The following is a 22,402-nucleotide window of genomic DNA, read 5'->3' on the forward strand; positions in this document are numbered from 1 at the left end:
ATTATTATCTTATCGTTCAGTGATTAGAACTTATAGCCCACACTTGCACCACCAGTCACATCACCATAAGTATTTGTACTTCCAGTCACTTTAATGATGATCTTACCGTTATCAGACACTCGAGAATAACCCAACGCAACCGCTGACTTACCACGATAAGTACCCGCACCAACAGCGACTAAACTCTCATTCGGGTTGAAAGCCTGAACTAAAGTGCCCGATGCCACAGCACCTGCAATACCTGCTTGTAAGCGTGAGTCAAGTTTGCCCATTTCAGCTTTGAATTGACCATAATTGACCGCATCACCAGCTTCCACTGCGTTACCCACATTCTGAACACGGTTTCCGCCCATATTCACTGTGCCACCTGGATTCACATTTAATGAATTAAATGTTGGTGCCATTGAGGTTGAGATATCAATTGATTCATCTTTATTATGAGCAATCTCAACGTTGTTACCTGCACGAACTTTGACTGTTTTACCGATACTCACTTTCGTTGTATCCGCTTTACCTTTTGTCACTTTTCCTGAGGTACCGTCAACTTCTTCAGCTTTCAAATTCCAACCAGAATCCATTACAGCATACAACTGGCTTCCATTGATTGCATCCGTACTCTTATCGCTGATTAAACCTGGTGCAACATTTTGAATACGACGAGTTTCCATCGCTCCATCTTGTTTTACATTACCCACACTTACAACGCCGACAACTTCATTCGCTTTACCACCAGCGTATTTATAAGTGGTCTCACCGATTTTTTGTTCAGAGTATTCTGCATTACCTTTAGTTGTACCCGCTTTATTATCAGCAGCCACATAACCAACAGCATCACCTAAGAACACGGAACGAGCTGTCGTTACTGTAACATTGTTACCCAGTACGAATGTTTTCTCACTGGTTGTTTCAATCTTGTTGTTATTACCGATAGCATAAGCATTATCTGCATTGATATAACTTGGATCACCAATTGCACCAGAGTTCTTACCATTTACCTCATTACCTGATCCAATTGAAATTGTGTTGTCGTTTGAAGCACGAGCACCTGCACCAATTGCAATTGCATTTTTAACGCCCTCAACAACACGAACTTTACGTTTAGTTACTACATCTTTACCATTTACACGTTCAGTAATAGTTACTTCTTTTTCTTCAAGAATCTTACCTGCCACAGCATCTGAACCAAATGCAATACCATTCATACCTGCTGCATTAGCACGATAACCAACTGCTGTTGCGTACTCACCACCGGCACTTGAGTCTTGTTCATTCAAGCCTTGCTCTTGTGGTCTTTCCTTTTTCTTACGACCATCATTGGTATGGAAGAATTTGATACCTTCAGTATTCATATTTCTAATCGCACTAATGACCGAATTCTCAATATGCTCTCCTTGCCCTTCAACATTATATGTTTTTAATAGAGGATTACCTTTGTCATCAACAATCACATTTTTAGCATCAATTACTGTTGTAGAACCATCAGGTTGAGTAATTATGATCTGTTTATCTTCAATTTTTGGAATTTCTCCACGACTCAATGCAAACACTTGGCTACCATTAACTGCATCTTTACTGGTTGGCGAAATATCACCATTTGAAATGCCAGATAATTTCACAGTTCCTGGTTTGTTATCTGCTCCAATTCCTGAACTTAATGTTAATACAGGTTCTTTTTGAGCAGGATTATCCTTGTTAGCTACATCAGAAGGCGTAAACTTGATTGCATTAGTATTTCCATCTTTTAATTCCAAACCTTTAAATTCAGGTGTTTCTTTGATTTTCACCGTTAGAGAATTATCATTTGCATTTGCTTCAACATAAACATTTTTACCTGAAGTTCCAGTAGATTCTCTTGCTTCTCCTTTAATATCTAATGTAGTACCAAGAGGACGATGTACTTCAGCATCAGTATTATTACCTTTAAACGTTAATCCTGCTTTTGCAACGGCTTGTAAATCACCAATTGTTGCAACTTTATTTAAAGGTGCACCCTCTGTAGTTAATAACCCTGATTTACCATCTTTACCAGCAATTACCTCTTTAGCTTTTTCTACGCTAATTGCTTTTGGCTCTGCCGGAGAACCGTCTACTGAGTTAGTTTCTGATTTCCCATCAAGGCCTAAACCACTTCTTACATTTGAAATATCTGTAAGTTGCTTATTGCTGGCTGTTGCTGGAGCTTTATCTTTTATAGTCGCTGTAGTAGCTTCAGTCATTATCGGTTGACCATCAGTACCTAATTTTGGTTTGCCATCAGGACCAGCAACATAATATTTATCGTCTTTTTTCACAACTGGATCATTAAAAATTTTTCCATCAACAATATGTTTACCAGCTAGATCTTTTTCTGAATAATACTTATCACCGACTTTAACTAATTTATTGCCAGCTTCATCTCTATATTCGAACGGAGAACTTCCTTCATTAGACTTCACTTTGTCATACAAATCTTTCACAGCACCTTCAGTTGCTGCACGACCAACATTATCACCGACACCATAACCATTAGAGCTTAGATCTCTTGCGGTTAATCCTGTAATTTTACCTGTAGTTGGCTTATCTGTATTGTCTGTATCTTCACCAATTGTTAAGAATGGTTTTGAGTCACCATCCTTGCTCAGGGTGATTTCTTTAAAGTCTGGTCTTTCAGAGATACCAATAGATAAAGTTCCATTACCAGTAGCATCATCTTTTACATATCTTGTAGTGATGTTTTTACCTACAAAATTCTTATTATCCTTTGTAATAACTGTTTCAGTGGATTTAACATTAAAAGTTGAACCTAAATTCTGATTTCCATTCCCCTCATCACCTGCAAATCCTAAACCACGATTTACGGCCTCGATAGTATTATCAATCGCACCTTTTAGCGTAGTTGGTGCTGTGGATTCTGTACCATTAGCAGCTTTAATTGAAGCAAAAGTAGGATTGATAAAGTTTTTTCCATCCGGATTAATACCAACACCTAGATTTTTTGCTAAATCCTTGAGCTGGTTACCTGTTACTGCTTCCTTAGAACCATCAGCAATATTCCCATCAGCAATACCATCTAAAGTGACAGAATCTTTTCCTGCCGTGCTCGTAGATAGTTTAAGCTTTGTGCCATCTTTATCTGGCGTCATACTAATAGACTTAGCATCTGCTTCACCAGAATTCAGCTCCAATCCTTTTAACTTTGGTATATCCTTAATTTTCACATAAAGCTTATCGTCTTTAATTTCAGTAACGACATTTTCAGTACTGTATTTACTTTCAATATCAGCATCTGACACACCTTCTTTACCTAAAATACTTAAAGTTGAACCTAATGAGCGATGAATATCTGTACCTTTGTTAGCTTTGAAATTTAAACCAGCTTGAGCTGCTGCTTGTAAATCACCAATAGTCGCGACTTTATTGAGTTTCCCTGCATCAGTAATTGTTAACAATCCATCTGCTCCAGAAATCAAATTAATGGCAGCCTCTGGCTTAATACCTTTATTTGGCTCATAGACTGTCTGATCGGTTACTTTACCTATTTTGTCTGGATTTAAACCACTTGCCACATTGGTCATTGGTTTTAAATCCTTACTTTTAACTACGACATCTGTCACAGAAGTTACGGGCCTACCGTTTTTAGTATAAATCTTACTATTAGGATCATAAGTTGCTCCCTCAAGATCTGCTGGTTTATAAAACTTGTCATCTTTTCCTTTGACTAGTTTCTCACCACTTATGGCATCCGCATATGTCATTGGTGAACTATCATTATTCAAATTAACTGTATCAGATAGTTTTTTCACCGCACCTTCAGTTGCTGCTCTACCAACGTTATCACCAGTACCATAATCATTAGAATCTGTTGTTCTATTAGTTAAGCCAGTAATTTTACCTCTATTACCTGCATCATCTTTTCCTAAAGTAAGATAAGGAGTAGCATTTGCGCCATCAGTTAATGTGATAGATTTAAAATCGGGCGTTTCAGATAGACCTATAGATAACGTACCATTGCCATCTGTGATGCTATATTTTGTTTTTAAGTTTTTCCCCACAAAATTTTTAGTGTTATCAACAATAGCGTCAGTTGTAGCTTTTACTGCAAATTTTGATCCTAAATACTGAGTACCATCGCCAATATCGCCAATAAAACTTAAACCACGATTTAATGCGCTAACAATATTATCTATCGCACCTTTGAATGTTGTAGGCTTAACTACATTTGTATCTGTACCATTTGCATCTTTAATTTTTTCATTAAATATAGGTTCCGCAAACGTATTATTAGTTGTATCAACACTTACACCTAGCTTATCTGCCAAATCTTTAAGTTGCTTACCTGTAACTGCATCTTTAGAATCATTAGCAATATTTGCATCTTTAAGATTACTGATTTTTCCTTCACCTACATCAATGCCTGAGCCATTAATTTTCACTGGGGTTGAATCAGTACTGTTTGATTTAACGACAAGCCCATCAGTCGAATTTAATTCAATTTGAGGTTTATCGTCACCTTCTTTCACAGTAATACCTTTAAACTCAGGTTTCTCTTTGAATTTGATATAAAGCTTATTGTTTGCAGTCTCTGTAACAAGATTATCAGAGCTATATCCTGTTACACTGGTAACACCATCTTTCCCCAAAATCTCTAGTTTTGAACCTAATGGACGATGAACATCTGTTCCGACATTTCCAGAAAAATCTAAACCAGCTTGAGCAAGCGCTTGTAAGTCACCAACAGTAGCGACTTTATTTAAATTAGCACCGTCTGTAGTTAATAAATTTGTGATTACGCTTTTTGCTTTATCTACACCAATTGCCTTAGGCTTACTAGGTGTACCTACTGCATCATTATTATCTGATTTACCATCAAGCCCTAATCCACTTCTTACGTTGGTAATTGGCATTGGAGTAGCATCTTTTATTTTTACTACAACATTTTGAGGTTCTACTTTTTTAGATTCTTCCCCTTTTTTAACACTACCATCAGGCTCAACTGAGTCTTTAGGGTAAAAATTCCCATCTTTTGCTTTTGTTAATTGATTCCCGTTGTTATCAACGTAATTAAATGGGGATGTATTATCTGATTGTTTTACACGATCCGATAATTCTTTTACCGCACCTTCAGTCGCAGCACGACCTGCATTACTATTTGTACCATAATCTGTATTTTTAGTAGCGTCTCGATTAGTTAAGCCTGTGATTTTACCGCTATTGTCATTAGGATCTTTTTCTAAAGTAAGATAATTATTTGTCCCATCAGATAATGTAATTGATTTAAAGTCTGGCGTTTCAGATAAACCTATAGATAAGAGACCATCGCCACTTTGATTGGTATATTCTGTTTTTAAGTTTTTACCAATAAAAGTGTTACCATTAGCAGAAATAGTTGATACGGCTGCTTTGACATTATACCTTGAGCCTAAATATTGAGTAGCAGAGCCAGTATCTCCACCGAAAGTGAATCCCTTATTAATTCCTTCCGTAAGTTTATCTAAAGCATCTTTGAAAGAAGTTGGAGTAGTTCCATTATTACCATCTTTATCTTTAATTGGATTAAAAGTTGGGCTAGTAAAATTTTTACCATTTGGAGTAATACCCAATTTATCAGCTAAATCTTTTAATTGAGCACCTGTAATTGCCTCTTTAGAATCAGTGGTAATTTCACCATCAGCCAAACCTGAAATATTTTTATTACTCATATCAAGCCCAGTTGTACTTAGTGCTGGACCATTTTCAATCCCAATAGAATTAGTCGCTGTCACCTTTGTGAAATTGACCTCATCAAGTGTAGAATAAGTAAATTCTTTACCAGCTTGCTTTATTTTCAGATTTTTACCTGCTTTAAAGGTAACTGTATTACCTGAACTTACTTTTTCATTAGAAGCACTTCCTTCTAAAATTCCACCATTATCAGCAGAAGCTGTCGCAATCCAGCCTACATTTTTTAATGCTTGAGATACATTTTTAGCTGTGACTAATTTGTTAGTATCATTAACTTCAGTAACAGCTCCCGTTGTAGTATCCACAGAAATATCTGTAGTTTTAACAGTAAAACTGACATTCGCGCCACCATTTGCTTTAGTTACACTAGATTCAATATTAGTACTATTAACAAAATTAACTTTATTTGTGCCAGCTTTAATATCTTCAACTTTCGTTAATGAGTCCCCTGCAATTTGCCAACCGCCTTCAAGAGTCCTGATTCTTTCATTAGTTGCATGAAGTTGTTTACCAGTTACGGCTTCTTTACTAGTAGAGGAAACATTACCTTCTGCTAAATTCGTTAATTTAACACTGTCATCTGCACCAGTATTTACATTTTTACCAAATCTCAATCCATCTGCTGTAGGAGTAACAGTAACTTGGTCACTACCATTTTTAAACACTACACTCTTAAACTCTGGATTTTCAGATAAACCAATAGATAAAAGACCGTTACCCGAATTATCTTTTGAATAATATGTTTTTAAATTATTACCAACAAAATTTTTGCCATTATCAGAAATAGTTGATGTTGTGGCTTTTACATTATAGATTGACCCTAAATATTGAGTAGCAGAAGTACCTTGATCTCCTCCAAAAGTTAAACCTTGATTTAAACCTGATGTGATTTTATCTAGTGCATCCTTGAAAGAAGTTGGAATTGCTCCATCATTACCCTCTTTACCTTTAATTGGAGTAAAATTAGGACTGCCAAAACTTGTATCAGTTGGAGTGAGTCCCAGTTTTTTCGCTAAGTCATTCAGCTGTTTACCTGTAACAGCATCTTTAGAAGAGTCAGAAATAGCGGCATCAGCAATATTTGTTAATTTGATAGGATCAGAGCCAGACTTTCCACCACCAAGTGTCAATGCATTGCCATCATTGGATGTTAATTTAATTGGAGTAGAATTAGTATTTGATTTCAAAGATAAATCTTTAAAAGTTGGAGTGTCTACTGTCTTAATGGTTACAGTGCTATTATTACGAGTAACGAGAATATTGTCTCCTTGCTTAATTTTGACGACAGAGCTAGGCGTAATTTTCTCTCCCACATTATTGGCTTCATCATTTATATTGAGCATGAAACCAGATTTAGATACCGCATTATTAATAGCGTTTGCTACACTTTCTGCTGTTGTAATACCTTTTTTATTTGGCTGATTTAATGGTTTTGCATTGGCTAAACCTGATGTTGCATTATTTTCAATATCTTGAATAACAACGTCAAAAGTTACATTTGTTCTGTTATCAGTATCCTTATGATCTACCGATACCGTTGTATAATTACCCTCTTTAAAGTTGACTTTATGGTTATTTTTAACTTTTGCAACTTGTGAAGGTATGGATTGACTGCTAGCTTGTTTTTCAATAATAAAACCTGAATTATTGATCGACTCAGCAACATTTTTAGCTTTAGCTAATGCATGCTCATCAGTAGGCAGAACAATATCACCAGCAGTATTTGTTGTAATATCTGCTGTTCTTGCTATAAAACTAAGTATAGCACCATCAGTAGTATTTGTTACCGTCGCATTCACATTATTGCTATTCTCAAACTTGACTTTATTATTTGCCTTAATTGCTTTCGATACAGAGGCATCACTATTCTCAATTGTCCAACCTGCCTGAAGTGTTGTAATGTTTGCTTTATTAGCATCAATTACTTGGGAATTTTGATCAGCTTTATCTTTTGCAGCGTCTGCTATTGCTTTGGTCGTATTGAGTTGAGATAAATTTACTGCATCAGTATCTGAATCACCATTCTTTAATCCTGTAATTTTTTTATCTTTCATATTAATACCATCAGTATTAATAGTTGGACCATTATTAATGTCAACAGATGTAAAAGTTGGTGTTTTTGATATAGCAATTGTGAAGTTTGAGCTTGTGCGAGTAATATCTACATTATCGCCAGCAGTCAACGTTAAAGTTTCTCCCAAGGAGAATTTATTATCTGCTGCATTATTATCATTTGCGACTCCTGAACCTGATTGAGCAGCTTTTAAGGTGAATCCCTGATCAACCTTATTATTCAATGAGTTAATCTTATTTGCGTTTTTTTCAGTCAAGACCTTAGCCTCATCGGCTGTATTCTTAGCTGTATCTGCAGTATTCTTAGCTGCATCCGCAGTATCCTTAGCTACATCTGCAGTATCCTTAGCTACATCTGCAGTATTCTTAGCTGCATCTGCAGTATTCTTAGCTGCATCTGCAGTATCTTTAGCTACATCCGCAGTATCCTTAGCTACATCCGCAGTATCCTTAGCTACATCTGCAGTATTCTTAGCTACATCTGCAGTATTCTTAGCTACATCTGCAGTATTCTTAGCAGTTTCTGCCGTTTGTTTTACTTGATTCAATTGCCCCATATTTACAGCGTCATTAGGTGCACTTCCTGCCTCCAAGCCAGTGAGTTTCTTATTCATCATCTCGATACCACTAGCATTAATAGTTGGTCCGCTAGTAACGCCTATAGAGTCTGTGGCTGTGACAGAAGTAAAATTTGGGCTATCTACAGTCTTAATAGTAATATTTGAACCTGATTGTTCAATCTCAATATTTTTCCCTTTATTAATAGTTACTGAATCCCCATTAGTAACAGCATGACCAGTTACATTAGCGCTTGATTTGAGAATAAAACCAGAATTATTAATTGCTGTCACAACTTCTGATGTTTTCGCTAACCCATTACCTTGTAGTACAGTATAATCTTGAGCTGTTTTAGTAGATGCATCTGAAATCGCAGTAACATTCACATCAAATTTAACTGTCGCATTTCCATTCTGAGAAGTCACCACAGCAGTGGTATAGGTTCCGTCAACAAATTTCACAACACTATCATTATTAATTCGTGATTTGGGAGTATTTCCTTGATAAATATTAAACCCAAGATTTTTTGCAACATGATAAAGTTGGCTACCGTTGATAGCATCTGTTGAAGTAGCTGTAATTCGTCCCGCAGCTACATTATGTAATTGGCGTTCTTTGCCCTGTGAACCAAAAGAAATTGAGCCATTAGCTGTAGTTGGGGTTCCTGTAGGATTTGGTGTCACATTGCCATAACTAGCATTTTTGAAATTAATCATTGTGTCATTGGTATTTACATCGCTAGTTTTTGCACCTTGTCCTAATGCAACGGAGTTCTGATGAGTTGCATTAGCGCCTGTACCTATCGCAACGGCATGCTCTGCAGAAGCTGTCGCATTGAGACCGAAAGTGGCAGCTCCTGTTTTAATAGCACCGCCTTTTTCATCTACTTGACCTTCATTTGTTGTCGCATTACCGGCACCTTGCTTATTGTCCCCAGTGTTAACATGTGCATATATATTTCTTTCTGAACGCTCTGTAAGAATTTTCGCAATACTGTATAGCTGTGAGCCATTAACAGCATCCGTTGAGTCTGCAGAAACTTTACCTGGTGCAATATTTTTTAATTGACGCTCTGCACCTTTCCCCCCAAAAGAAACAATATCACCATCTAAAACTTGCTCACCACCAGCCCAAGTAAAATTAGTCTTGCCTATTGACACATTACTCTGTTTCGTTCCTTTATTACTTCCATCAGCTATTGCTCCCCCCCCAATAGCGATTGAGTTTGCTAATGTAGCTGTAGCCCCAGAGCCTATAGCAACAGTGTTAGTTGCTCCTGCCTTGGAATTTGTACCTAAAGCCAATGATAAATCTTGTGCATTAGCTTTTACCCCAATTGCTACTGCTAAAGTTTGGCTTTTAGTATTTATATAACTTAAATCTAAATCCTGCCCAGTTAAATCTTTATATGCATTTTGAATAGAGCCGCTTTTAGAATTACCTAAATTATCAATATAATTAGTCTGTTTCTTCGCAGCCTCTTTCAGATCATCTCCCCCTATAGCTATAGATGAATCCCCCTCAGCAATAGTATTACCACCTATAGCAATAGATTGATCTCCTTTAGCCCAAGCTCCGTCATTAGCACCATTGCCAGAGCCAATCGCTATGGACTGGTTAGTATTTCGACCTGAGATACCAGCTTGAGCGTTTTTACCAATAGCTATTTTTTGATTTCCTCCATGTACATTAGCAACATAACCAGCCCCCTTAGTAAATATATTTAAGTTGCTAACTTCTAGCTTAACCTCTGCAGCTATTGTTTGAAGAGATATTATACTTAAAGTTATAACCGTAGCACTTAAAGAAAACTTAGATAATCTATTTTTTTCAAGACTCACTTTTTTAGCGCTCGACGATTTCACATACCCACGAGCTAGTTCTGATACCGCAACCCAAGATTGTGTTGATTTATTCCAGATGGTTTTAAAAATATTATTCATAAAATTCCTTACTTAAGTAGTAATATTTACTCGGTTTTTTACTGAGATGCGGGTATCAGATATAGCGGCTATACAGAGCTGAAGTTTTACTAAGTAATACATCAGGGCTGATATAAAATAATTACTGAACCTGCTAAATATTGTTAGAAAATTAATGTTTAGCTTAGGTCAGTAATTATTTTGTGCATTTGCTAAATAACGGGTTTTTTAACCGCACTTTACACTCTTTTGGATAATTTTAGCCTTATTTTACGGGCTTAATTTTCCAAATTTTTTCTGCGTACTCTAAAATTGTACGATCTGACGAAAAATAACTCATATTTACAATATTTTGCAATGTACTGTCAAGCCAAGCTTCTTGATTTTGATATTTTCTATCAACTTCTTGTTGCATATCCACATAACTACGGAAGTCCGCAAATGCTTGATAATAATCGTGATATTGCAATGATTGTAATAATTGGTGATAGCGATTTGAGTCTGTTGGTGAGAAACGACCAGAAATAATTTGATCAACAACTTTACGTAACTTTTCATCATTTTGATAATAATCAAATGGACGATATCCATTACGGCGTAATTCTTCCACTTGTTCGACTGTATTACCAAAAATGAAGATGTGCTCTTTGCCTACATTATCTAGAATTTCAACATTTGCACCATCTAATGTACCAATTGTGAGCGCACCATTTAATGCAAATTTCATATTACTTGTACCAGATGCTTCCGTACCTGCTAATGAAATCTGTTCTGAAATATCTGCCGCTGGAATAATTAATTCCGCTAAACTTACACTGTAGTTTGGAATAAAGACAAGTTTTAAACGACCTTGTAAACGTTCATCATTATTAATGATATTTGCCACATCATTAATTAAGTTGATTGTTTGTTTAGCCGCATAATAGGCTGATGCTGCTTTACCCGCCAAAATGAATACACGTGGTACCCAATCTTTTTCTGGATTTTCAATCATTGCATTGTAACGTGCAATAATATGCAATACATTTAAGATTTGACGTTTATATTCGTGAATACGTTTTACTTGTACATCAAATAATGCGTTTGGACTTACTTCAATACCTAATTCATTTTTAATGTAGTTCGCTAATTTAACTTTGTTGTTGTACTTAATTTGTGCAACTGCTTTTTTCAGTTCAGGATCTTGTACTTTATCTTTTAACAAGGTTAATTGACTTAAATCTCGACGCCATTCTTTACCAATATATTTATCAAATAAAGCAGATAATTCTGGATTTGCAACCCCAATCCAACGACGTGGTGTAATACCATTTGTTACGTTAGTAAAACGTTCCGGGTAAATACGTGCAAAATCAGCAAATGTTGACGTTACCATTAAATCAGAATGGATTGCTGCTACACCATTGACTTTGTTTGAACCAACCACAGATAACCATCCCATACGTACTTTACGATGATCACCTTCTTCAATTAATGATACTCGACGAATAAAGTCAGCATCTGTTGTCACATAAGTACGGACATATTCTAAGAAGTAGTCATTGATTTCGAAGATCATTTGTAAATGGCGCGGTAAAATATGTGCCATCATTTCTACTGGCCAGGTTTCTAATGCTTCGGACATTAATGTATGGCAAGTATATGAGAATACACGACGAGTAATATCCCATGCTTTTTTCCACTCGAAACCTTCTTCATCAATTAAAATTACCATCAATTCTGGAATTGCTAATGCTGGGTGTGTATCGTTTAAGTGGATAGCCACTTTATCAGCAAAGTTTTCCATTGTGTTATGAATACGTTTATGGCGATAAATAATATCTTGTAATGATGCTGAAACTAAGAAATACTCTTGGCGTAAACGTAACTCACGTCCACTCCAAGTAGAATCATCAGGATATAAAACACGTGAGATATTTTTACTTAAAGTGCGGTCTTGGACAGCTGCAAAATAATCCCCTTTGTTGAAGTCAGCAAGATCAAAACGATCACCTGCATAGGCACCCCATAAACGCAGTGTTGCCGCAGAATCATTTGCATAACCTGGGATCATTTGGTCATATGCTAAAGCTACGACTTCTTCTTTACTTGTCCAAATACATTTTTTACCTTCAAAATGGATACCTCCACCAAAACGGATTGTGTGGCGTTTAGAAGGACGAATAAATTCCCAAGGTGCACCTTTATCTAACCATGCGTCTGGAGTTTCAACTTGGTGACCATCTTCAATTTCTTGCTTGAACATACCATATTCATAACGGATGCCGTATCCCACACCTGGTAACGCAAGTGTTGCAATAGAGTCCATAAAGCACGCAGCTAAACGACCTAAACCACCATTACCTAAACCTGGATCGACTTCTTTCTCAAGCACATCTTCCAAATTAACATTTAATTCAGCAAGTGCTTCTTTTGCTACATCGTAAACACCTTCTGCAAGCATTGCATTAGAAAGGGTTCGACCAATCAAAAACTCCATTGAAAGGTAATAGACTCGACGTGTTTCTTCATTTCTTGCTTGACGAGCCGTGGTGATCCAACCTTCAGTCACAAAATCACGAACAGCATACAATGTTGCATTTAACCAATCACGTTGGCTTGCTTCTTTTGGTGAACGACCTATAGAGAAGATCAATTTTGAAACAATACTTTTTTTCAAAGAATCGACAGTAATTTCTGGGCGATTATAGAGAAAAGGAGAATCAAAGTTATCCATAATCATAATTATTTTTACACTCCTAGTTATTTTTAAAAACGGTGCAATTTAGTCATTTTTGACTAAAAATGCAACAGATTTTTATTAAAAAATCTCAAAAAATCCAATTCACACAATTTGTGTCAACATGTATTAAATTGATAAAATACGCTGATATAACTCTTTATATCCCATTGCAGCGTTGCGCCAGCTAAAATCTTTTTCCATAGCAGTACACCTTACAGCAAACCATAAACGTTGTTTTTGCCATAAAGTAAAGGTATTTGCGATTGCTTGGCGTAATGCTTCACTAGTTGCCTGCTCAAAAACAAAGCCAGTTGCAGTATGATTTTTGATATTTTCTGCATTCGAGTTAACCACTGTATCGGCTAATCCACCTGTTGAACGTACTAATGGTAAGGTGCCATATTTCAAGCCATATAATTGTGTTAATCCACAAGGCTCAAAACGGCTTGGGACTAAAATCACATCACCACCGGCAATCATTAGATGTGATAAGGCCTCATCATAACCAATCTTTACTGCAATATTTTGAGGATATTGCTGTGCTAGGTGCTGAATACCCGCTTCTAAGTGTGGAGATCCAGAACCTAGAATCGCTAATTGACCGCCCTGCTTCACAATTTCATCAGCACTATCAATTAATAAGTCCACACCTTTTTGTTCTGTTAAACGAGTCACCATCACAAATAATAAAGTTTCTGGCTCTTGTGGTAAGTTAAAGTATGCTTGTAACTCGTTTTTATTTTTACGCTTACCTGTCATTGACTTCAATTTGTAGTGATGCTCAATATAATCATCATTATTTGGATGCCAGATTTGCTCATCTACTCCATTCAAAATACCGACTAATTTACCTTGTAAATCTAATGTAGTTAATAAACCTTGTAGTCCATAAGCAAATTCAGGCGTCGTAATTTCTTTCGCATAAGTTGGGCTAACAGCTGTTACAGCATCAGAATAATATAAACCTGCTTTCAAATATGAAATTTGTCCATGAAGTTCTAAACCATCAATATGGAACATTCCTGATGGCAAACCGATTTCAAACAAATGATGATATGCAAATTGCCCTTGATAAGCTAAGTTATGAATAGTAAAAATAGATTTTGCTGGGCGACCTTTATTGAATAAATAGGCACTGGTTAAACCCGCATGCCAATCATGTGCGTGTACAACTTCAGCTCTCCACCAACTATCTAGACCAGTTGTAAGTTCTGCTGCAACCCAAGCTAATAATGCAAAACGTTTATAATTATCGCCATAATCGTTATACCACTGGTCATGATAAGGATTACCCTCACGTTGATATAAATGTGGAGCATCAATTAGGTAAACACCAACACCTTTATACTCACCGTAGCGTAATAGAATATGCCCTGCAAAATTATCAAACTCACTCACAACAGAGGTATGAGGAATCCCGGCGACAATAGCAGGATAGGCTGGTAATACGATACGTGCATCAATCCCAATTTCTTTTTGCGCAAAAGGCAATGCCCCCATTACATCCGCAAGTCCACCAGTTTTTAATAAAGGATATAACTCCGAGCAAACATGTAATACTTTCATTTTTTATCCCTTTAAATCAATTACAAAAGAAAATACGGTATAACGTCTCACCGTATTTTCTCCTAAGTTTATCGCTGATTAATCAAGATGTGCTTCTGAAACAATTTTTTCACCATTCAATTTCTTTAACATTGAAGGAGTCACAAGCACCACTCCACCAGAGCTTACTCTGAAACGTTGGCGATCTAATTCAAGATTTACACCAATTTCCATACCATCAGGAATAACAGAATGGCGATCGATAATACAACGTTTTAATTTACAGTTTTTACCGATAGTCACTTGTGGTAATACAACACAATGCTCAATTTCAGAACCTTCATTGATCTTGATACGATCAAATAATACAGAATTACTAATTGAGGCATCTGTAATAACACAGCCACCAGAAATCAATGAATTATCCACTGGACGTACATTTTCTTTTTTATAGAAGAATTTTGATGGATAAGTTTGCACAGGATTTCCGCGGATTGGCCAAGTTTGGTCATAAATATCTAATTGTGGATTTTCGCAAACTAAATCAATATTTGACTGCCAGAAGCTATCTAATGTCCCGACATCACGCCAATAAATTTCACCTTCGGTATTACGCCCCATGCAAGAACGGCTGAATGGATGTGCGTATAATACGCCTTCTTCTAGTGCTTTTGGTAATACATCTTTACCAAAGTCGTGGGAAGTATAAGGTGAAGTCACTTCACGTTCTAAAACATCATAAAGGTAATCTGCATCAAACACATAAATACCCATTGAGGCTAATGATGTATTTGGTTTACCAACCATTGCAGGTGGATCTTTTGGTTTTTCCACGAAAGATTTCACTTTCAAGTTTTCATTCACTGCCATTACACCGAATTCACTAGCTTTTTCACGCTCAACTTCAATACAACCCACAGTACATTTCGCACCGCTATTGATATGGTCTAATAACATTTGGCTATAGTCTTGTTTATAAATATGATCGCCTGCCAAAATCAAGATATATTTCGGACAATAATGATCACGGATAATTGCCATATTTTGATAAACAGCGTCCGCAGTACCACGATACCATGTCGAATCATCAATTTGTTGACGAGCTGGTAGCATATCAATAAATTCACCACGCTCTGCGGGTAAGAAAGACCAACCATTTTGTAAGTGACGTAATAAAGAATGTGCAGCATATTGTGTCACAACACCAATACGGTTTAAGCCCGAGTTCAAACAGTTTGATAATGCAAAATCGATAATACGACGATTTCCCCCGAAATACAGTGCTGGTTTAGCTCGTTTATCTGTTAACTCATACAAGCGTGAGCCTCGTCCCCCTGCAAGAATCAGCACAAGTGTGTCTTTAACCAACTCATATTTATTAGGTAATTTAGCGATGCTACTATTCATAATGACCTCCATTATTGGGCAATGCTGCACTCCCTATATCAACAGCCCTTTTTATTGTTTACATATTACTTCTGCTTAATTTAATTTTTGCAACACACCAAAAGAGACGTCCTCTAGCTCAATAATACTTCTTTGAGCCTTTAAGTTTGTTGCACAATACACAACTTCCCAATCACCTTTTGGTAACAAAAAAGTTTGTAATTCTGCTTTGGTATTCATCAAGAACAACCATTGATCATCTAATAGAATTTGTAAGGCTTTAGTGTCTCGATTATGCCAATCTTCTACTGTCATTGGCTCACCTTTCGGGTTAAGCCATTGCACATTTGCATCAGACCACCACTCGTCTTTTTGCAAACTCTTAATTTGTTTTCTTAAAGCAATCGTTTGCTTGGTTAAATCGAAGAGTTTTTGATTAAAATCGTCCCACTTCAACCATGCAGTTTTATTATCTTGGCAATAGGCGTTGTTATTACCCAATTGTGAGTTGCCAAATTCATCCCCCGCTAATAACATCGGGGTACCATTGGCTAACAGCAAGCTACTCAACAATCCAGCACTGCTTAAAAATCTCGCATTTCCGACCGCACTTGGCACATTCTCAATGCCTTCTACACCATGGTTATAGCTATAGTTTTGGTTGCGACCATCACGATTTTCTTCTCCATTCGCCCAGTTATGCTTTTCGTTATAGCTCACTAAATCACGCAAGGTGAAGCCATCGTGTGCAGTAATGTAATTCACCGTACAATGTGGTTTACGATCACCACGTTTAAAAATATCACTTGAGCCTGCAAAACGTTGTGCAAATGCACCATTTTCACCACTCTTCCATAACCAGAAACGAGTCATATCATCACGGAAACGGTCATTCCATTCAGCAAAATTATCAGGGAAATTACCCACGTGATAACCAAAATCACCGATATCCCAAGGTTCTGCGATTAATTTGCATTTTTGTAAACTTGGTACTGCAATCATATCGGCAAATAATTGTGCCTGTCTGTTAAAACCACCTTCACCTTCTCGTCCAAGTACTGCACCAAGATCAAAACGGAAACCATCAACGTGACATTCCTCAACCCAATATCGCAAACAATCGATAACCCAACGGCGGGTCATCGGATGCGATAAATTGACAGTATTGCCACAGCCCGTCCAATTACGATAATATCCATTCTCATCTTGCCAATAATAAACAGCATCATCTATGCCTCTTTGGCTCAAAGTTGGGAAATGTTTTTCAGATTCAACGGTATGATTGAATACCACATCTAAAATCACTTCAATGCTAGCTTGGTGCAAAGCTTTGACCATATTTTTAAATTCAGTTAACGGTGTGCTATTGGCTTGTTTTGACCAATACTTTGGCTCAACAGCAAACATCGCTAATGGGCTATACCCCCAGTAGTTTTGTAAACCAAGTTCCTGCAAATGAATCTCATCCATTTGGTAATTAACTGGTAATAACTCCACTGCTGTTACACCAAGATCTTGCAAATAAGCAATCATTGTTGGGTGAGCTAACGCAGCATAAGTACCTCGAATGTTCTCGGGCAGATCATCACGTAATTTAGTCAAACCTTTCACATTCATTTCATAGATCACCGTTTGTGACCAAGGTGTATGTAAAGGCTTATCTTGTTGCCAATCAAATTCTTCATCGATAACCACAGCTTTCGGCGCAAGATGTGCATTATCTCGGTTATCAGATAAATCAAACCAAGCACGTTTTTCTGCAGTACTTAAGTCTGGTTTACCTACAACGGCTTTCGCATAAGGATCAAGCATTAGTTTGTTAGGATTCGCAAAAGTGCGGTCAGATTTTCCTAAAATTCGATAACCATATTCTGTTCCAACTGGAACATCACTTAACCAAATATGCCAAACACCCTCATCATTCGAAGTTAATTCAAATTTCTTCTCATTTCCTTTTGAATCAAAAAGGCACAACTCAACTTTTGCAGCTACGCTTGAAAAAAGTGCAAAATTACAACCAACGATTCCATTTTCAATTTGTTTTGAACAGCCTAATGGATATGGCTTCCCTGTTTTTATTACGTTCATATTTACAACAATTCAATTAATTACAACAAAATAAAGTTTTAAGGGGGATGTGCATCAATACACACCTAATTTATTTATTCCCCTTGATATTTCAAATAAATAGTTGCCAATGGTGGCACTGAAATAGAAATCGATTGTGGTTTCTCGTGGCTTTCAATTTCTTCAGAGACCACCTCACCATAGTTACCCACATTAGAACCTTGATAGAATTCAGAGTCTGTATTTAAAATTTCAACATATTTTCCAGCCACATTCACACCGATACGATAATCGTGACGAGGCACTGGTGTGAAGTTACTCACAACGATAATACGCTCATCATTTTTGCTACGACGCTCAAATGCGAATACTGAATTTGCACGATCTTCTACCACTAACCAATCGAAACCTTTTGGATCACCATCTAACTCAAAGAGCGGTGCATTTTTTTGATAAATATGATTCAAATCTTTCACTAACAATTGCACGCCTTGATGCCATTTACCACCGTGTTCTTCTTCAAGTAAGAACCAATCCAAACTTTCTTCATAGTTCCACTCACGACCCTGTGCAAACTCATTGCCCATAAATAGCAATTTCTTGCCTGGGTAGCCCCACATATAGCCATAATAGGCTCGTAAGTTTGCGAATTTTTGCCACGCATCTCCCGGCATTTTGCCTAACAATGACTGTTTTCCATGCACAACTTCATCGTGTGAAAGTGGCAATACAAAGTTCTCGCTGTATTGGTATACCATACCAAATGTCATTTGATCGTGATGATATTGGCGATAAACAGGATCTTTTTCCATATAGGATAGTGTGTCATTCATCCAGCCCATATTCCATTTGAAATGGAAACCTAAGCCACCATCTTCACTTGGTTTTGTCACTCCTGCGAATGAAGTTGATTCTTCTGCGATCGAAATTGCACCTTCTACTTCAGAGCCTATTTTCCAGTTAGTATGTTTTAAAAACTCAATCGCTTCTAAATTCTCGCGACCACCATATTGATTCGGAATCCACTCACCTTCTGCTCGGCTATAATCTCGATAAATCATTGAAGCAACAGCATCAACGCGAATACCGTCTAAGCCAAAACGCTCTAGCCAATAAAGTGCATTACTGGATAAGAAATTACGAACTTCATTACGACCATAGTTATAAATTAATGTGTTCCAGTCTTGATGGTAACCTTCACGAGGGTCTGCATGCTCATATAATGCTGTGCCATCAAATGCCGCTAATCCATGTGTATCACTTGGGAAGTGGCCTGGCACCCAGTCTAAAATCACATTAATTCCAGCTTCGTGTGCTTTTTCGACTAAACGTTTAAAACCTTCTGGTGTACCAAAACGGCTAGTTGGTGAATAAAGTCCAAGTGGTTGATAGCCCCAAGAACCGTCAAATGGGAATTCTGATAATGGTAAAAATTCAATATGCGTAAAGCCCATTTCTTTTACATAAGGGATTAACTCATCTGCAATTTGGTCGTAATCAAGCCAGAAATTATTTTCTAAATTACGACGCCAAGAGCCTAAATGAACTTCATAAATTGAAATGGGTTGATCAAATTGGTTTGCTTTGCGACGTTTTTCGGTCATTTCTACAACCGATGGCAGCATACTAATTTGTGATGCTGTATCTGGGCGTAATTGAGAACAGAATGCATATGGGTCAGCTTTTAAACGTAGCTGACCATGACAATCAATTAATTCAAATTTGTACAGTTGTCCGAGTGAAGCTTTTGGTAAAAATAACTCCCAAACACCGCTTTTTTGGTGGAAACGCATTGGGTGGCGACGACCATCCCAATAGTTAAAATCCCCAACCACAGAAACACGTTTCGCATTTGGTGCCCATAAACGGAAATTCACACCAGACACGCCGTCACATTCCATAAAATGTGCACCTAACACTTCATAAGGACGTAAATGCGAGCCTTCACTTAACAACCAGTTATCTAAATCGCCTAACATTGGGTGAAAGCGGTATGGATCTTCAATAATTTGTGATTCTTTACCCCAAAACACCTGTAATTGGTATGCAAAAAAGCTACGTGTTTCAGGAGCTATTCCAACAAAAAAGCCTTGTTCATCAACGCAAGTTAATTCGATGATTTCTCTACCTGTTTCTTTTTCAAGTACAATGACTTTGTTTGCATCTGGTAATAACGCACGAATTTCGATACCATTTTCAGTCTCGTGCATTCCTAATACAGAAAATGGATCAGAATGTGTTCCTTCAAAAAACTGATTGATAACTTCTGTTGAAACTAATTGAACCATAACAAATCCTCAATAAATAAACGGTTGTACAGACTATGCTTGGCGAGCTTGCGAAATTGTTCTTAAAAATGACGTTATGTTTTCGTCATTGAACATCACATCTAAAGAACAAGATAATTTCTTACGCCAATTAGGATACTCCCTATCCGTGCCTGGTAAGTTAAACGATACTTCTTGACTTAATAAATTTTCTAATTGCACCCCAATAAGTTGCGTACGACTTTTGGCAAGATATTGGTGGATAACATAATTCAAATGTGCGTGCATTGCCATCGATAACGCATCCCCCTCATAATTAGGTGGTAAAAATTGATCACGATGTAAGCTATTTAACAGTGCTTGTTTATCAATCACTCGTTGTTCGTATTTTTGTTGTAGCACATCGCCTTGCAGCACCCCTAATTGGTTGAATAAGTTCAAATCGACACAATGCCAGAAACTTTGTAATGACGGCACATCGTGTGTCCCAATCGTAGCAAAGGCTTTTAATGGGAATTCGTGGCCTAATGGGAATTGGTTGTTTCTTTGCTCAAAATACAGAACAAAATAAGAGAACACTTGAAACTCATTTAATTTTGACCGCACTTCATCAGGTACAGTGCCAAGGTCTTCACCAATCACTAAGCAACGATTACGCTGACTTTCAATCGCTAAGATCGCCATAAACGCATCAAATGGATAATGGACATAAACCCCGTCAACCGCAGTTTTTCCTTCTGGAATCAACCATAAACGGAATAAACCAAGTACGTGATCAATACGCAGAATACCGAAGTGTTGCATATTAGTGCGTAACATTTCGATAAACGGTTGGAAACCACGAGCTTTCAATTCTTCAGGATTATAAGGCGGTAAATTCCAGTTTTGACCAACAGGACCAAGCGGATCTGGTGGTGCACCCACTGACGCATTGACAAAATAAAGATCAGGATCAGACCAAACATCTACACTACCACGCGAGCTATTGACCGCTAAGTCGCCATAAATACCTAACTCCATACCGCAAGATTGACAACAAGCTTTAATCTCTTTGAGTTGTTCTTCCATTAGCCATTGTTGCCAAGCGTAGAATTCAATTTGTTTTTGATATTTTTTGAAAAATACTTTTTGCCCAGTCGCAGTCAGTTGTTTCCATTCATCTCGCCAACCAAGCCAGCCGATATCTAATTCTGTCGGTTCGGTTTCGTGCGATTGATGGTCTAGCACCTCAAATAAACCTTGCAGCAATAACGCATCGCCTTGCGCTTGCATAAATTGTTTAAATGCATCTCGACGTTGGATAATTTGAGCAGATTTACTACGTTTAGAAAACTCGAAAAGTTGTAAAAGTGCGGTCTGTTTTAAAGCAGTTACTGCAGAATAATCAACAAGTTCTGATTCTCTTAATGCAACGACTTGTGATTGCACTTCTGCACTTGTAAACCATTCTTGCGCAACTTTTGAGAATTTGAATTCGGGTAATGCTTGAATATCCAAATATATTGGATTCAACCAACGACGAGAAGAAGAACTATAAGGACTTGCCCATTCTGGTACAGCAGAGTACATTAAATGCAATGGGTTAATACCAATAAAATCAGCCCCTTGTTTTGTGGCTTGCTCAATTAAATAACGTAAATCACCAAAATCACCAATCCCCCAGTTTTGTTGTGAACGTAAACTATAAAGTTGAATGTTTAGCCCCCAAGCTTTCTTCTGATTTAGCAAAGGTGGTTGATACGCTGTTTTTGGTGAAATGATTAAACGTACTCGATATGTTTTTTTATTCGCTTTAATGACTAAAAAGTAATAACCATAATCGAGAGGAGCAAGAGAAAGAAAGTCGTTAGAAGAGAGAGAATTCTCGGACAATAACTGCCCATGTTCAGAAAATACTTGATAAGTAAGAGAGTGTTGAGAAAGGGATAAATTCGTTAAATGATATTGAATCGGCTCACTCTCAAAAAAAACGACGACATCATCAAAATAGTCAGCAGATTTTTTCTTTTTCCCTGATTTTTTCAATAATTCTGTGAAATACGTTAATGTTTCAGGACTGGCGTGAATCAAATGCCCATCAATGTCATAATGCGATGTTGCGATCCCCAGTTGCTTAGCTTCCTGCATTAAGTATGTAATATCCATTTATTACCTACCTACAA

7 protein-coding genes are annotated in these 22,402 nt (G+C 37.2%); all 7 read right to left on the minus strand.

Annotated features, from left to right (window positions below; all coding sequences use genetic code 11):
• Positions 1–23: 23 nt before the first annotated feature.
• Entirely contained in the window at positions 24–10,274 is a 10,251-nt protein-coding gene (locus tag CKV78_RS03935; RefSeq protein WP_005762203.1) for a YadA-like family protein, read from the minus strand.
• Positions 10,275–10,518: 244 nt separating this feature from the next.
• Complete coding sequence (locus CKV78_RS03940; protein ID WP_005762204.1) at positions 10,519–12,975, minus strand: glycogen/starch/alpha-glucan phosphorylase; 2,457 nt, start codon at positions 12,973–12,975, stop codon at positions 10,519–10,521.
• A 126-nt stretch (positions 12,976–13,101) separates the two neighbouring features.
• Positions 13,102–14,541 carry a glycogen synthase GlgA gene (gene glgA, locus CKV78_RS03945; protein WP_005762205.1) on the minus strand — a complete coding sequence of 480 codons (1,440 nt, stop codon included), beginning with the start codon at positions 14,539–14,541 and terminating at the stop codon, positions 13,102–13,104.
• 78 nt (positions 14,542–14,619) lie between these two features.
• Positions 14,620–15,927: a glucose-1-phosphate adenylyltransferase gene (glgC, locus tag CKV78_RS03950; protein WP_032855150.1), complete on the minus strand. Its 1,308-nt coding sequence runs from the start codon at positions 15,925–15,927 to the stop codon at positions 14,620–14,622.
• Positions 15,928–16,002: 75 nt separating this feature from the next.
• The gene (glgX, locus tag CKV78_RS03955; RefSeq protein ID WP_005762208.1) at positions 16,003–17,994 is read right to left on the minus strand and encodes a glycogen debranching protein GlgX; all 1,992 of its coding nucleotides are present in this window, start codon (positions 17,992–17,994) and stop codon (positions 16,003–16,005) included.
• Positions 17,995–18,068: 74 nt separating this feature from the next.
• Entirely contained in the window at positions 18,069–20,261 is a 2,193-nt protein-coding gene (gene glgB, locus CKV78_RS03960; RefSeq protein ID WP_005762209.1) for a 1,4-alpha-glucan branching protein GlgB, read from the minus strand.
• A gap of 33 nt (positions 20,262–20,294) precedes the next feature.
• Positions 20,295–22,385, minus strand: a complete 2,091-nt coding sequence (gene malQ / locus CKV78_RS03965; RefSeq protein ID WP_005762210.1) for a 4-alpha-glucanotransferase — start codon at positions 22,383–22,385, stop codon at positions 20,295–20,297.
• Positions 22,386–22,402: the final 17 nt, after the last annotated feature.

This window comes from Pasteurella dagmatis, assembly GCF_900186835.1.
Classification (GTDB): Bacteria; Pseudomonadota; Gammaproteobacteria; order Enterobacterales; family Pasteurellaceae; genus Pasteurella; species Pasteurella dagmatis.

Excerpts from the sequence above, each read along its gene's own strand:
- glgC (WP_032855150.1), bottom strand. The coding sequence starts at position 15,927 with ATGAATAGTAGCATCGCTAAATTACCTAATAAATATGAGTTGGTTAAA.
- CKV78_RS03935 (WP_005762203.1), bottom strand. The coding sequence starts at position 10,274 with ATGAATAATATTTTTAAAACCATCTGGAATAAATCAACACAATCTTGG.
- glgA (WP_005762205.1), bottom strand. The coding sequence starts at position 14,541 with ATGAAAGTATTACATGTTTGCTCGGAGTTATATCCTTTATTAAAAACT.
- glgX (WP_005762208.1), bottom strand. The coding sequence starts at position 17,994 with ATGAACGTAATAAAAACAGGGAAGCCATATCCATTAGGCTGTTCAAAA.
- glgB (WP_005762209.1), bottom strand. The coding sequence starts at position 20,261 with ATGGTTCAATTAGTTTCAACAGAAGTTATCAATCAGTTTTTTGAAGGA.
- malQ (WP_005762210.1), bottom strand. The coding sequence starts at position 22,385 with ATGGATATTACATACTTAATGCAGGAAGCTAAGCAACTGGGGATCGCA.
- CKV78_RS03940 (WP_005762204.1), bottom strand. The coding sequence starts at position 12,975 with ATGATTATGGATAACTTTGATTCTCCTTTTCTCTATAATCGCCCAGAA.